The sequence below is a fragment of the Microbacterium suwonense genome (assembly GCF_030296555.1).
Taxonomy (GTDB): Bacteria; Actinomycetota; Actinomycetes; order Actinomycetales; family Microbacteriaceae; genus Microbacterium; species Microbacterium suwonense.
In genome coordinates, this window is the sequence record NZ_AP027728.1 from 2,579,298 (window position 1) to 2,591,534 (window position 12,237).

The 12,237-nt window shown below is 68.9% G+C and carries 13 protein-coding genes; 10 read left to right on the top strand and 3 right to left on the bottom strand.

Annotated features, from left to right (window positions below):
* The first annotated feature begins 137 nt into the window (after nt 1-137).
* The 8 genes from QUE33_RS12920 to QUE33_RS12955 all read left to right on the top strand — a co-directional run bounded on the left by QUE33_RS12920 (nt 138) and on the right by QUE33_RS12955 (nt 8,166).
* Nucleotides 138-1,097: a metal ABC transporter solute-binding protein, Zn/Mn family gene (locus QUE33_RS12920; RefSeq protein ID WP_286300564.1), complete on the top strand. Its 960-nt coding sequence runs from the start codon at nt 138-140 to the stop codon at nt 1,095-1,097.
* Entirely contained in the window at nt 1,094-1,936 is an 843-nt protein-coding gene (locus QUE33_RS12925) for a metal ABC transporter ATP-binding protein (protein ID WP_286300565.1), read from the top strand. The genes QUE33_RS12920 and QUE33_RS12925 overlap by 4 nt, the downstream gene beginning before the upstream one ends.
* On the top strand, nt 1,933-2,850 hold the full coding sequence (locus QUE33_RS12930; protein WP_286300566.1) for a metal ABC transporter permease: 918 nt from the start codon (nt 1,933-1,935) through the stop codon (nt 2,848-2,850). The genes QUE33_RS12925 and QUE33_RS12930 overlap by 4 nt, the downstream gene beginning before the upstream one ends.
* Complete coding sequence (locus QUE33_RS12935) at nt 2,847-4,175, top strand: DivIVA domain-containing protein (RefSeq protein ID WP_286300567.1); 1,329 nt, start codon at nt 2,847-2,849, stop codon at nt 4,173-4,175. The genes QUE33_RS12930 and QUE33_RS12935 overlap by 4 nt, the downstream gene beginning before the upstream one ends.
* 9 nt (nt 4,176-4,184) lie before the next feature.
* Entirely contained in the window at nt 4,185-5,852 is a 1,668-nt protein-coding gene (locus QUE33_RS12940; RefSeq protein WP_286300568.1) for a CocE/NonD family hydrolase, read from the top strand.
* Nucleotides 5,853-6,095: 243 nt separating this feature from the next.
* Nucleotides 6,096-6,938 carry an alanine racemase gene (locus QUE33_RS12945; protein ID WP_286300569.1) on the top strand — a complete coding sequence of 281 codons (843 nt, stop codon included), beginning with the start codon at nt 6,096-6,098 and terminating at the stop codon, nt 6,936-6,938.
* Nucleotides 6,935-7,171, top strand: a complete 237-nt coding sequence (locus tag QUE33_RS12950) for an alanine racemase C-terminal domain-containing protein (RefSeq protein WP_286300570.1) — start codon at nt 6,935-6,937, stop codon at nt 7,169-7,171. The genes QUE33_RS12945 and QUE33_RS12950 overlap by 4 nt, the downstream gene beginning before the upstream one ends.
* On the top strand, nt 7,168-8,166 hold the full coding sequence (locus QUE33_RS12955; protein WP_286300571.1) for a D-alanine--D-alanine ligase family protein: 999 nt from the start codon (nt 7,168-7,170) through the stop codon (nt 8,164-8,166). The genes QUE33_RS12950 and QUE33_RS12955 overlap by 4 nt, the downstream gene beginning before the upstream one ends.
* On the opposite strand, the gene hpaD is transcribed toward QUE33_RS12955, so the two are convergent.
* Nucleotides 8,148-9,143 carry a 3,4-dihydroxyphenylacetate 2,3-dioxygenase gene (gene hpaD, locus QUE33_RS12960; protein WP_286300572.1) on the bottom strand — a complete coding sequence of 332 codons (996 nt, stop codon included), beginning with the start codon at nt 9,141-9,143 and terminating at the stop codon, nt 8,148-8,150. The two genes, QUE33_RS12955 and hpaD, sit on opposite strands and share 19 nt — an antisense overlap.
* Nucleotides 9,144-9,246: 103 nt before the next feature.
* Between hpaD and QUE33_RS12965 the strand changes: the two genes are divergently transcribed.
* A complete protein-coding gene (locus QUE33_RS12965; RefSeq protein WP_286300573.1) occupies nt 9,247-10,155 on the top strand; it encodes a LysR family transcriptional regulator in 909 nt (302 codons plus the stop codon).
* Nucleotides 10,156-10,200: 45 nt separating this feature from the next.
* Nucleotides 10,201-10,887 carry a GntR family transcriptional regulator gene (locus tag QUE33_RS12970; RefSeq protein ID WP_286300575.1) on the top strand — a complete coding sequence of 229 codons (687 nt, stop codon included), beginning with the start codon at nt 10,201-10,203 and terminating at the stop codon, nt 10,885-10,887.
* A 16-nt stretch (nt 10,888-10,903) separates the two neighbouring features.
* On the opposite strand, the gene QUE33_RS12975 is transcribed toward QUE33_RS12970, so the two are convergent.
* Together QUE33_RS12975 and QUE33_RS12980 are read right to left on the bottom strand one after the other, a co-directional pair.
* Nucleotides 10,904-11,323 (bottom strand): RidA family protein, encoded by a 420-nt coding sequence (locus QUE33_RS12975; RefSeq protein WP_286300577.1) that lies wholly within the window; start codon nt 11,321-11,323, stop codon nt 10,904-10,906.
* On the bottom strand, nt 11,320-12,174 hold the full coding sequence (locus tag QUE33_RS12980; RefSeq protein WP_286300579.1) for a fumarylacetoacetate hydrolase family protein: 855 nt from the start codon (nt 12,172-12,174) through the stop codon (nt 11,320-11,322). Before QUE33_RS12980 ends, QUE33_RS12975 begins: the two co-directional genes overlap by 4 nt.
* Between the last annotated feature and the right edge of the window lie 63 nt (nt 12,175-12,237).

The following is a 12,237-nucleotide window of genomic DNA, read 5'->3' on the forward strand; positions in this document are numbered from 1 at the left end:
GCGGGCCCGTTGCGTGCACGTTCGCGGGTCACATATGGTTGCCTCTCCCCGCGGGAGGCGACCATATGTGACCCACGAAGCAAATAGAGGGCTCTTTCAAGTTGATAATGGTTCTCATTACCGTTTAGCATGAGGGCATGCGAAAGATTCTTGCCCCCGTCGCGCTCGCCGCCGCATCCGTACTCGTTCTGACCGGCTGCGGGGCCAGCACCGCTCCCGCCGACGACGGGCGGATCCGGATCGTCGCGTCCACCAACGTCTGGGGAGACATCGTCCGCAGCGTCGGGGGAGACCACGTCGAGGTGACCTCGATCATCGACTCCCTCTCGCAGGACCCGCACGAGTACGAGGCGACGGCGGCCGACCAGCTCAAGGTCAAGAACGCACAGCTGATCGTCGCCAACGGCGGCGGATACGACTCCTTCATCGACTCCCTCGAAGAGGCCGTGGGCGGCGACCCCGTGGTGATCACCGCCGTCGAGTTCTCCCACGACTACCCCGGCGACGACCACGACGAACATGACCACGATCACGACGAAGCGGACGACCACGAGGGCCACGATCACATCGAAGGGTTCAACGAGCACGTCTGGTACGACGTGCACACCGTCGGCCACGTCGCCGAGCAGGTCGCGAAGCAGCTCGGGGAGCTGGATGCTGCGAACAAGGCCGACTACGAGAAGAATCTTGCCGCCTTCCAGGACGACCTGGAAGGGCTGGAGACTTCTCTCGCCGAGATCGAGAGTGCGCACGGCGGCGAGAAGATCTTCGTCACCGAGCCCGTGCCGCTCCACCTCACCGCAGCGGCAGGCCTCGTCGACGTGACCCCGAGCGAGTTCAGTGAGGCCGTCGAAGAGGGCCAGGACGTGCCGCCGGCAGTTCTACTCGAGGCACGCAAACTGCTCGAGGCCGGTGACGTCGCCGTGCTGCTGGCCAACGCGCAGACCGGCGGTGCCGAGACGACCCAGGTGATCGATGTCGCCGAGTCGCACGGCATCCCCGTGCAGGAAGTCACCGAGCTTCTTCCCGACGGAGACGACTACATCTCCTGGATGACGGGCAACATCGCGACGCTCGCGGGTAATCTCGACAAGTGACCTTCGCCGCTTCGCCCGCATCGCGGACCTCGCCACTGCTGCAGATCCACGATGCGGCGATCCGGCGCGACGACCGTGAGCTGTGGCGCGGCCTCGACCTCGAGGTCATGCCGGGAGAGCTCATCGCCGTGCTCGGGCCGAGCGGATCGGGTAAGACCACGCTGCTGCGCGCCGTTCTCGGTCTGCAGGGGCTGTCGGAGGGGTCGATCACCGCCCTCGGCGAGCGGGTGCGCGGCCGGGGGAACCGTCACATCGGCTACCTGCCTCAGGCGCGTCCGCTGCCGGCCGAGACCTCGATGCGCGGCCGCGACCTGGTCGCGCTCGGCGTCAACGGTCATCGCTTCGGCCCGCCCCTCCCGCGCCGACGTGACCGTGCTCGCGTCGATGCCCTCATCGACGCGGTGGGCGCGCGCGGGTTCGCCGACAGGCCGGTCGGCGTCCTCTCCGGCGGTGAGCAGCAGCGGCTGCGGGTAGGTCAGGCGCTCGCCGACAATCCCCGTCTGCTGCTCTGCGACGAACCGCTGACCAGCCTCGACCTCGCCAACCAGCAGGCCGTCGTCGGGCTGATCGACGCGCACCGCCGCACGGGCGCGGGAGTGCTGCTGGTCACCCACGACATCAACCCGGTGCTCGACATCGTCGACCGCATCCTCTACCTCGCGAACGGCCGGTTCACCCTCGGCACTCCGAGCGAGGTGCTCACCACCGAGGTGCTGTCGGCCCTCTACGGCGCCCCGGTGTTCGTGCTGAAGGCCGGCGGCCGGCTCGTGGTGGTCGGCGCTCCGGATGCCGAGAGCGCCGCGCACCACCACACCGACCACGACGAGGAGATCGCATGAGCCTCGACGACATCGGCGATGCGATGTTCGGCGGCATCTCGCAGTACGGCGAGATCCTCGCGTTGGTGTCGAACTCGGTGTGGGCGGGAGCCGTGCTGGGCCTGGTCGGCGGTCTCATCGGCGTGTTCGTCATGCAGCGCGATATGGCCTTCGCCGTGCATGGGATCAGCGAGCTGTCGTTCGCCGGAGCTGCCGCGGCGCTGCTGTTCGGCTTCGATGTGGTCACAGGGTCGATCGTCGGCTCCCTCGTCGCCGCCGCGCTGATCGGATGGCTGGGGGCGCGGGCGCGCGACCGCAACTCGATCATCGGCGTGCTGATGCCGTTCGGCCTGGGCGTCGGCATCCTGTGCCTCTCGCTCTACAACGGCCGGGCCGCCGGCCGGTTCAGCCTGCTCACCGGGCAGATCGTCTCGGTGCAGGATGCGCAGCTGGGATGGCTGATCGCGATCTGCACGGTGGTGCTGCTCGGACTGCTGCTGATCTGGCGTCCGCTGCGCTTCGAGTCCCTCGACCCGCAGTCCGCCGCCGCGCGCGGTGTGCCCACAGTGGGTGTCTCGTTCGCGTTCATGCTGCTGCTGGGCCTGGTGGTCGCCGTGGCCGTGCACATCATCGGCGCGCTGCTGGTGCTCGCTCTCGTGGTCACCCCGGCGGCGGCCGCCATGCGGGTGCGCTCCGGCCCGGTGTCGGTGCCGCTGCTGGCGGCGCTGTTCGGCATCGTCTCGGCCGTGGGTGGCATCCTGCTCGCCGTGATGGGCACGTTGCCGGTGAGCCCGTACATCACCACGATCTCCTTTGCCATCTATCTGGTCTGCCGTGGGGTCGGGGGTCGACGCGACCGCGTGGTCCGCCGCACAGCCGGGGATGACATCATGGATCCCCGGGGCCGACTTCTTCAGAAAGGCGACGACCTGTGAGCGACACGCACGAGTCCGGCAATGCGCAGGACGGCGACTTCTTCGACCAGCTGCTGACCTCCGCTCCCAACAAGGAGCACGCCTCGTTCACGCAGGCGTTCCGCGGGTACGACAAGGCGGAGGTGGATGCCGCGATCGCGACGATGCGCGAGCAGCTGGACCGCCTGACGGCCGACCGCGACAGCGCTGATGCCCGTCACCGCGAGGCGCTGGAGGCGCTGCGCGAGCAGCACGAGGCCGCGCTCGCCGATGCCGTCTCAGCGAGCGATGAGCGACTGTCGCGGCTGGAGGATGAACTGGCTGCGGCCCGCGCTCAGGCCGAGGACGCCGCCGCACAGGTGAGCACACTCGCCTCGGAGCTGAGCGAGGCGCCTGCGGGCGCCGACGAGCCGCAGAGCCGCCAGCAGTTCGAGGCCGTGCTGCGCGTGGCCGAAGAGCAGGCCAGCGTGCTGATCCACAACGCGGCCACCCAGGCCGATCGTCTGCTCGAGGCGGCCCGTGAAGAGGCTGAGGCCAAGCGCGCCGAGCTCGAGGCCGACATCGCACGCATCACCGCACAGGCTCAGCACGATGCCGACCAGGTGCGCCTGAAGATCGACACCGAGCTCACCGCGCACGAGGCGCGTCTGGAGCGTGAGGCCGCGCACGCTGCCGAGAAGGTGGCCCAGGCCGAACGCGAGGCGGCCACGGTGCGCACCGAGGCCGAGAAGGGGGCCGCAGCGCTGCGCGCCATGGTCACCCGCGAGACCAGCGATCTGCGGTCGGATGCTGAACGCGAGGTGCGCGAGATGAACGCGCGGGTGCTGGAGTTCGAGGAGACCCTCACCCGCCGCCAGGATGACGCGCAGCAGGAGTTCCTGGTGCTGCACAACCAGGCCGTTGCGCACGCCGAGCGCATCACCACGGATGCCAACGAGCAGGTCGCGGCATCGCTGGAGCACGCGCAGCGCATCTCAGCGAAGGCCGAGGACTACGAACGTCTGATGCGCTCGCAGGCGCAGGCCATCGAGGCCGAAGCGCAGGTGAAGGCCCGCGAGACGCTCGAACGCGCACGCGCGAAGGCGCAGAAGATCGTCGACAGCGTCACCGGCCAGGCCACGGCTGCACTGCGGGATGCCGAGGATCGCACCCGTCAGCTGCGCTGGCAGCAGCAGCAGCTGAACAGCTACATGGCTGAGGTGCGCGAGCTGCTGCGTCCGGAGGGCGTGCTCACCGGTCCGGCGCCTGAGACGGCTCCCGATGCCGATGCCGATGCCGAGGCCGAGGCCGACACGACGGCAGTGGATGAGAGCTCGGATGACCACGAGAAGCTGCGTCGCGACTGAGCCGACGGAATGAGTCTGCAGCAGAAGATCACCAGGGCGATGGATGCCAGAGGCGTGCGTCCTCTCGCGCTCGGGCCTTATGAGATCGACATCCACAGGGATCTGCGCGTGCCGATGGACGACGGCGTCGAACTGCTCGCCGATCTCATCGTTCCCATCGGCGGAGGGGATCCATCGATGCCGACCGTCGTGCTGCGCAGCCCCTATGGGCGCCGTGGCCCGATCGCGTCCGGTGCGCGGCGCCTCGCCTATGCCGGCTGCACAGTGCTCGTGCAGAGCTGCCGTGGCACGGGCGGGTCGCCGGGAAGGTTCCATCCGCAGGTGAACGAACAGCGCGACGGGATCGCGACCCACCGCTGGGTGCGCGGTCAGTCGTGGTTCACCGGGCATCTGGCCACTTTCGGGCCCAGCTATCTCGGATACGTGCAATGGGCGATCGCCGGCAAGCTGCAGCGCGACGACCCGGAGACCGCGCCGGAGGCGCTGGTGCTGCAGGTGACGATGCCGGACTTCGGGGCGGTCACGTGGGACAACAACGCGTTCGCGTTGCGCAACGCCCTGGGCTGGACGCGCATGATGCGCAAGAGAGGTCCTGCCCTCATCGGCATGCTCCTGCCGGATCGCAAGCTGCAGAAGGGCTTCGAGACCCTGCCGCTGGGACGGGGCGACGAAGTCGCCACCGGAGAGAGCGTCGACTGGTATCAGGACTGGGTTCGGCACGAGAAGCTCACCGACGAGTACTGGACACAGCAGTCGCACACGGCATCCGTGCCCGACGTGACCGCACCGGTGCTCATGCTCACCGGATGGTACGACATCTTCCTGCCCTGGCAGCTGCGCACCTACGCTCAGCTGGTCGAGGCGGGCAACCCGCCACGGCTGACGGTCGGTCCGTGGGGGCACAGCAGCCCGGAGATGGAAGCGCCGCTGCTGGACGAGACGCTCGACCTCTTCGGCGAGATCTTCGGTTCGCGCACGTCCACGCGAACAGCGCCCGTGCGCGCCTACCTGACCGGAGCCGAGGAGTGGCGTGAACTGGCCACCTGGCCGCCGGCGGGCACGCACGGACAGGAGTGGGTTCTGCATGCGGACGGCGTGCTGTCGCCGGGCGCGGCGTCGGGCGGCACGACGCGGTACCGGTATGACCCGGACGCGCCGACGCCGGCCGTCGGCGGGCCGAGCCTGACACCGGACACGCTCCCGCAGGACAATCGCGCCCACGAGCGGAGGGACGATGTGGTCGTCTTCCGCGGGTCGGCGCTGACCGAGCCGGTCACGATCGCCGGTAAGCCGGCAGCCCGCATCCGGTTCCGTTCGTCGAGGCCGTCCTACGACATCTTCGTGCGGATCACCGACACGCACCCCGACGGCCGGGTGCTCACTGTGTGCGACGGCATCCGTCGTATCGGCAGCGTGGGCAGCGTCGTCACCGATCCCGAGCCGGATGCGGAGGGTTGGCGGGAGGTCGAGATTCCGCTGTGGCCCGTCTTCCACAGGTTCGCCCCCGGGCATCGCATCGGCGTGCAGGTGAGTTCTGGCGCCCACCCGCGATACGCTCGCAATCCCGGTTCGGTCGATCCCGCATTCAGTGCCGTCTCCGCCGGTGTCGCCGACCAGGAGATCTCACATGACGGTCCATCCGTCTCGCGCATCGAGCTGCCGGTGTGGGAATCGTGAGCCTTGCCACACCGCCGCTCAAGCGGCAGCACGCGTTCGGTGTGCCGGGTCGCTGAGCTTCGGCCGTCCTGACGCTCTCCGCGACACGATCCCGGCTCGTACACGAGCGGCGACGGTTCATCCGGAAGAATGACCGTATACATCCGTCGGCGGACGCCACCAGGAATCACGGGTGGGATTGTGGATCATATGGAAACGTGCGCGCGCCCGACGACGTGGGGCGTTGCGCCCTCTCATCTGTCCGTGTCCCTGGAAGCCATCCAGTCGAATACTGCTCTGATGCTGGGCATGTGCCGCACGCCGGTGATGGCGGTCGTGAAGGCCGGTGGGTTCGGCATGGGGGCCGTGCGCGCTGCGCGGGCCGCCCTCGCGGGAGGGGCGAGCGAGCTCGGCGTCGCGACCTGCTCCGAGGCGATCGAACTGCGTCGTGCGGGAATCACGGCGCCGATCCTCGCGTGGGTGCTGCACGAGGACGCCCCGATCGCCGAGGCTCTGAGCTGCGGCATCCGGCTGGCGCCGTCCTCTCCCGCACAGGTCCGCCACATCGCGGCAGTCGCGGCACAGCAGCAGGTCATCGCAGAGCTGGAACTGGAGGTGGAGACGGGAATGCACCGCTCCGGGTGCCCGCAGACGCACTGGCAGGAGCTCTTCCGTGCGGCCGCCGACGCCGACTCGGTGCAGGTGCTGGGTCTGTGGACTCACCTGGCCGGCACAATCTCGGAGCACTTCGATGAGCCGTTGGAGTGTCTGGCAGAAGCGGCGGCGCTCGCTGAACGGAGCGGTCTGCGCCCACGGCTGCATGCAGCTGCCTCGGTCGCCGCGACCGTCGATCCGCGCACCCGGCTCGACCTGGTGCGTCTCGGTGCGAGCCTGTTCGGCATCGAGCCGGTGCGAGACAGACCGCTCGGGCTGAATGCCGTCGCGCGCTGGGAGACGCGGGTCTCGCAGGTGCGCGACGTGGCTGTCGGCGAGGTGGTCGGCTACGACCGGGTGGTGCTGGATCATCCTTCTCGCCTGGCGCTGCTCCCCGTCGGCTACGCCGACGGCATCCTCGTCGCGCAGCGCTGGCCGATGGCCGCGGGATGACGGTCATGGTGGCAGGACGCCGTTGTCCCATCGTCGGTGCCGTCTCGATGGATCAGACGGTCATCGATGTCGGTGACTTCCCGGTCGAACGGGGTGATCTCGTCACGATCCTCGGCGATCCTCGGCAGGGTGAACCGGGGCTCGCTGAGTGGGCGCAGGCGCTGCGCACGATCCCGCAGGAAGTGCTCACCGGCATCGGCTCCCGCGTCGCGCGTGGGGAGGCGAGCGCGTGAGCCGGGTGATCGTGCTCTCCGGCGGCGAGAGCACCGAGTACGAGGTCTCACTCGCCTCCGGCGCGGAGGTCGCCGAGTCGCTGGCCGCCCGGCACGACGTGCTGCCCGTGCGCATCGATCGCTCCGGCGGCTGGCATCCGGACGATCAGCCCGATGCGATGAGCCCACACGACGTGCTCGACGGACTGCATCCCGAGGACGTCGTCTTCCCGGTGCTGCACGGCGGGTGGGGCGAGGACGGCGGGCTTCAGAGCGTGCTCGAAGAGCGCGGCATCCGATTCGTCGGGTGCGGCAGCGCGGCGTGCCGCATCGGCATGTCCAAACTCGCGACAGCACGCGTCTCGGCGCAGCGCGGCGTGCGCACGATCCCGGTCCGCGTGCTGCATCGCGAGGAATTCCGTGCCGAGCCCGACGTGCTCACCGCGTCGCTCGCACGGGCGGCGGAATGGCCCCTCATCGTCAAGCCCGACGAGGGCGGCTCCAGCATCGGGGTGTCGCTGGTCTCCTCCCGTGTGGAACTGCGCCGCGCCCTGGATGAGGCGTTCCAGCTCGATGCGACCGTGCTGCTGCAGCCGCTGGTGAGCGGAGCAGAGGTCAGCATCGGGGTGTGGACGGATGCCGATGGGCAGGTGCGGGTCACCGGCGGCTCCCTCGTCCATCTGCCGGATGAGCCGGGCACCTTCTTCACCTACGACCACAAGTACTCCGGCGCAGGAGGGTGGCTGGAGATCCCCGCCGCATTCCCGCCCGACGCGCTCGCCGCACTGCAGGACGCCGCCCGAAAGGTCGCGCTGGCCGTGGGTGCGGAGGCGGTCGCGCGGGTGGACTTCTTCCTCACCGATCAGGGCGTGGTGCTCAACGAGATCAACACGATGCCCGGCCTGCGCCGACACTCGCACTTCCCGCGCCTCGTCGCCGACACCGGCACCGGATATGACGACCTGCTGGACGCCCTCGTCGGCCGGGCACTCCGGGGTCAGTGGACGCCGAGGTAGTCCTCGAGCGTCGCGGGGTTGGCGGTGAGCAGCGGCTCGTGCACGGGTTCGTCCGGGAACTCGCTCGCTTCGAAGAACCAGCGGCGTGAGGCCGGCATGCCCCACAGCTGGGCACGGCGGGGGTTCGAGACATCCCAGCGGATCGGGGGCGTCTCCAGGTCGATGAACTGGTAGTGGGTGTTGAACAGCTCGACCCGGTGCTGGTCGGGGTCGCGCAGGTAGAGGAACAGCGCGTTGCTGATGCCGTGGCGGCCGGGGCCGCGGTCGATCTCGTCGCCGAACCCCAGGGCCCCGGCGACGTCGGCGGCATGGATGAGCGAAGAGCCATCAGGCACGGCGTACGCGAAGTGGTGCAGGCGCGGCCCGCGGCCGTTCGTGAAGACGAGATCGTGGGTGTTGCCCTTGACCTCCATCCACGTGCCCCACAGCTCGTCGGTGTCGTCCTTGGCGGTGTACTCCGACATCCGCATGCCCAGTCCGGTCCAGAAGTCGGTCGCGGACTGCACGTCGTGCGTGACGCACTGGTAGTGATCCAGGCGCTGCGGTGCGCCGGCGACGAACTCGTCGTAGTGCTGCATCCTGCGGGGCACGACGTCCATCGACGAGGTGAGCTCCATGCGCGTGCCGACGGCGTCGCGGAACTGGATCGTCGGCCCCTGATGGTCGCGCTCCACCCGCTGGTGCTCGATGTCGTTCTCCTTGAAGAACTTCTCGGCGGCGACGATGTCGTCGTCGGTGCGCACCCGCAGTCCGACGTGCAGGGCCTTCGCCTCGGGCGCGAGCTCGAGCACGAGGCTGTGGTGCGCGGCCTCCTCGAGCCCGCGCAGATAGATCGCATCGCTGGTCTCCTCGGTGACGACGAGCCCGATGACGTCACGGTAGAAGTCGCGACTGCGGGCGAGGTCGGTCACCGAGATGGCGACGTGGCTGGAACGGGTGAGCGTGAACGCGGGGTTGTTATTCGTGACCGGGAGCATGCGAACAGCGTGACATCCGGATGCCGACAGCGGAACTACCGGTTCGCTCTCGCTCCCATACAGGACGTGTATGGGCACGCGTGTCGCAGGCTATTGTGTGTATATGGAGCTGCGGCATCTGCGGTACTTCGCGGCCGTCGTCGAGGCGGGCTCGCTCACCGCCGCGGCCGAGCGGCTGCACATGTCGCAACCACCGCTGAGCGTCGCGATCGGCAAACTCGAGGCGGAACTCGGCGTCGGCCTGCTGGTGCGTACCTCTCGCGGAGTAGAGCCGACCAGCGCGGGGCGCTATCTGCTCGATGCATCGACCCGCGTGCTGGGCGAGGTCGATGACATCACCACGGCGCTCCGGCGATTCGGCGCCGGGCTCGCGGGATCCCTGCGTGTCGCCGCCGTCCCCGTGCTCATGTGGCATCGCGTTCCGACGATGCTCCGGCAGTTCGCCGCGGATGCGCCGGATGTCGAGGTCAGCCTGATCGACCCGCCGCCGTGGACGGCGATCGACATGCTGCACGATCGCAGCGTCGATGTGGCGGCGATCATGGTGGCCGACGCCGAGCGCTTCGCGCAGCGGCACGGCGACACGATGGACATCGTGGACTGGGGCCCCGTTCCGCTGGTCGCCGCCCTCCCACCGGATGAGCGGGAAGCTCCGGATCCACTGCCGCTGGGGTGGTTCGGCGATCGCACCCTGGTGCTGCCGCAGCGGACGGCGGCCGTTCCCAGCCTGCCCGAGGCGGTGGATGCCGCCTTCCGGCAGCATCACATCTCACCGGGCGCCGTGCGCACCGTCGATACGATTCAGACCAGCATCCCGCTCGTCGAAGCGGGGATGGCCGCAGCGATCCTTCCCGACCCGGACGGGCGGAGCCTGCGCCGCTTCGATCTCACGGTGCGCGCGCTGGACCGGCCGCCTTCGCCACTGCGGGCGCTCGTCCTGACTCGGGCGGGATCGGGGCGAAGCGGAGTTCTCGCGAGACTCCTCGCACGCATCGACGCGTCCTATCCCTAAATCGCGTGCGATCGCATGTAGGATTATTGAGCATAAGGAGGCATCGTGGCCGAAGCGAAGATCAGCAAGGCGGAACAGGCGTACGCGATTCTGCGACGCGGGATCATGGACGGTACCTATGGGCCGGGCCAGCGGCTCGTGATCGACCAGCTCGGCCGTGAGCACGGCATCAGCTCGGTACCGTGGCGGGAGTCGCTGCGTCGGCTCGAGGCCGAGGGCTGGGTCGACATCGTCCCGAACGCGGGCGCCGTGGTCAAGACCGTCGAGCTGGACTCCTGGCAGCGCACCATGGGCCTCCTGGCCCGGCTCGAAGGCTACGCGACGGCGCTCTCGGCGCCGCAGATGAGCGCGGAGCTGATCGCCGAGGCGCGCGACCTCAACAAGCGGATGGGAGAGGCGCTGGCCGACTTCGACCCGCAGCAGTTCGGCAAGCTCAACCGAACCTTCCACGAGCTGCTCTGCTCGCAGTCCGAGGATCCCCGCCTGAACGATCTCGTGCACGCCGAGTGGACGCGTCTGGATCTGATCCGCCGCACCGCCTTCTGGTACGCCCCGGGACGGGCGCTGGCGTCACTGGCCGAGCACGATGAGATCCTCAACCTCATCGAAAGCGGTGCGGACGCCGACCTCATCGAGACCTCTGTGCGCGAGCACGAGATCAGCACCCTGAAGGCCGTCGCCAAGCACGAAGAGGAACGCGAGGCCGAGGAGGCCGCCCGCACGCACCGCTGAGCCGAGGCGGACGCGCTCAGTCCGCCGGCTCGGCGAGGATCGCCTGCAGATCGCACTGCACGAGGGTCGCGCCGTCGAAGCGGGCCGCCATCACCTGCCGAGCGGGACGGCTCTCGGCATCCGGGAACATCGCGATCCACTCCCGGTTGAGCGCCGCACGGTCGCGGTAGCGGCCCTCCTCCAGCCACACCGTCACTTTGACGATGTCATCTGTCGTCCCGCCTGCTGCGTCCAGCAGCTCGCGCACGTGCGCGAAGATGTTGGCGACCTGCGTGTCGAGATCTGCGGGCATCTCCCTGCTTGCCGGATCCCGCCCGGTCAGCACCCCGGAGACGAGGTGCTGACCGATCAGGCTCGCCGCGGGAACCGGGTTCTCATGCCCGAACCCGGCGATGACGATGCTCCTGCGACGCGGCATCCGCTGCTCGATGGTCATCGCGCGTCGACGACGCGGTTCTCGATGGCGCCCAGACCCTCGATCTCGGCCCGGACGACGTCGCCCGGCACGAGCCAGTTCTGCGTCGGCGCGCCGATGCCCGAGGGTGTGCCGGTGGCGAGGATGTCGCCCGGCTGCAGGGTCATCACCTGGCTGAGGTAAGCGATCTGCTCGTAGATGTCGTAGATCATGTCGCTGGTGTCGGCGCTCTGGCGCACCTCGCCGTTCACCGTCAGGGTGAGCTGCAGCTTCAGCGGGTCATCGATCTCGTCATCGGTGGTCAGCCACGGGCCGATCGGCCCGTGCGTGTCGAAGGACTTGCCGAGCGTGAACGTCGGTGAGAGCTTTGCCAGCCAGTCGCGGATCGACACGTCGTTGACGACGAGATAGCCGGCGATGTGGTCGCGGGCCTGCTCCGCCGACACGTTCCGCGCCGGCCTGCCGATCACGACGCCCAGCTCGATCTCATAGTCGAGCTGCTCCGAGACGACGGGGCGCTCGACGTCGCCGAAGGGGTCGTTGATGCACGAGACCTGCTTGTTGAACCACATCTGGCTGGTCGGGATCGGGATGCTGGCCTGTCGCGCCTCCTCGGCGTGCGCAGCGTAGTTCATGCCGATGCCGAGGAACTTCTGCGGGTCGTCGATGGGTGCGAGCAGGGTGACCTCGGCGAGCGCGTGGCGGTCGCCGTCGGCGGAGCGGATGCTGTCGCCCAGCGTGGTCAGCTCGCCGATCAGCGTCCGCATCGACGTGCCGACTCCGGGGATGCCGGAGAGGTCGACGATCTCGTCGCCGTCCACGCGGCCGATGCGCACCGCGCCGTCACCGGTGCGGAATCGTGCGAGCTTCATGCCTTCTCCTCCTGTGCGGCCTCGCTGGGCAGTTTTCCCCACGCCTGTTCGCCGTAGGGGGTC

Bases quoted from the DNA above. Each gene is read 5' to 3' on its own strand.
- QUE33_RS12920 (WP_286300564.1), top strand. From the start codon at position 138: ATGCGAAAGATTCTTGCCCCCGTCGCGCTCGCCGCCGCATCCGTACTC.
- QUE33_RS12930 (WP_286300566.1), top strand. From the start codon at position 1,933: ATGAGCCTCGACGACATCGGCGATGCGATGTTCGGCGGCATCTCGCAG.
- QUE33_RS12940 (WP_286300568.1), top strand. From the start codon at position 4,185: ATGAGTCTGCAGCAGAAGATCACCAGGGCGATGGATGCCAGAGGCGTG.
- QUE33_RS12950 (WP_286300570.1), top strand. From the start codon at position 6,935: ATGACGGTCATGGTGGCAGGACGCCGTTGTCCCATCGTCGGTGCCGTC.
- hpaD (WP_286300572.1), bottom strand. From the start codon at position 9,143: ATGCTCCCGGTCACGAATAACAACCCCGCGTTCACGCTCACCCGTTCC.
- QUE33_RS12965 (WP_286300573.1), top strand. From the start codon at position 9,247: ATGGAGCTGCGGCATCTGCGGTACTTCGCGGCCGTCGTCGAGGCGGGC.
- QUE33_RS12975 (WP_286300577.1), bottom strand. From the start codon at position 11,323: ATGACCATCGAGCAGCGGATGCCGCGTCGCAGGAGCATCGTCATCGCC.
- QUE33_RS12980 (WP_286300579.1), bottom strand. From the start codon at position 12,174: ATGAAGCTCGCACGATTCCGCACCGGTGACGGCGCGGTGCGCATCGGC.